This is a genomic window from Bradyrhizobium sp. IC3195 (genome assembly GCF_020193585.1).
Classification (GTDB): Bacteria; Pseudomonadota; Alphaproteobacteria; order Rhizobiales; family Xanthobacteraceae; genus Bradyrhizobium; species Bradyrhizobium yuanmingense.
This window is the reverse complement of the sequence record NZ_JADYVG010000077.1, coordinates 1-1,056: the sequence shown is the minus strand read 5'-3', so window position 1 is coordinate 1,056 and position 1,056 is coordinate 1. Positions and strand designations below refer to the sequence as shown.

Below are 1,056 nucleotides of genomic sequence, written 5' to 3'. Positions count from 1 at the left end.
CCGTCTGTCGACCGGCAAGAGCGTCAACTCGGCCCTGGACAATCCCACCAACTTCTTCACGGCCCAGTCGCTCGACAACCGCGCCAGCGACATCAACAACCTGCTCGACGGCATCGCCAACGGCGTGCAGGTGCTGCAGGCCGCCAACACCGGCATCACCTCGCTGCAGAAGCTGATCGACTCTGCGAAGTCGATCGCCAACCAGGCGCTGCAGACCACGGTCGGCTATTCCACCAAGTCCAACGTCTCCGCCACCATCTCCGGTGCGACGGCGGCCGACCTGCGTGGCACGACCTCCTACGCCAGCGCGACGGCGAACAGCAACGTCGTGTATAGCGGTGCGGCCGGCGGCACCACCGCGGCGACCGGAACCACGACGCTCGGCGCCACCATCGGCGTCTTCGCCAGCACGGGCGCAACGGCCGGCGACGGCACCACGGCGCTGACCGGCACCATGACCCTGATCGCCACCAACGGCACGACCGCGACCGGCCTCGCCGGCAACGCCCAGCCTGCCGACGGCGACACGCTGACCGTGAACGGCAAGACCATCACCTTCCGCAGCGGCTCGGCTCCGGGTGCGACCGGCGTTCCGACCGGCTCGGGCGTCAGCGGCAACATCGTCACCGACGGCAATGGCAACAGCACCGTTTATCTCGGCACCGCCGGCACTCCGGCAGCGAACGTCAACGACCTGTTGAGCGCGATCGATCTGGCAAGCGGCGTCAAGACGGTCTCGATCAGCTCGGGTGCGGCGACGATCGCCACGAGCAACGGCCAGACCGCTTCGACCGTCGCTGCGGGCGCCGTCACGCTGAGGAGCTCGACAGGTGCGGATCTGAGCGTCACCGGCAAGGCCGATCTGCTCAAGGCTCTCGCCCTGACGACGTCGGTGGGCGGCGGCAACGCCACCGTGAACGTCAACCGCACCACCAGCGCGGCTTCGCTGGGTGCGACGATCACCGACGGCTCGACGCTGAACGTCAACGGTAAAGTCATCACCTTCAAGAATGCGCCGATCCCGGGCTCGACCGGTGCGCCGAGCATTCCGACCGG

The 1,056-nt window shown here is 68.0% G+C and carries 1 protein-coding gene; it reads left to right on the top strand.

Annotation, left to right across the window (positions count from 1 at the left end; all coding sequences use genetic code 11):
• Window positions 1-1,056, top strand: a 1,056-nt coding sequence (locus tag I6F09_RS37165; protein WP_225190200.1) for a DUF1522 domain-containing protein, incomplete at both ends; no start/stop codon positions are given.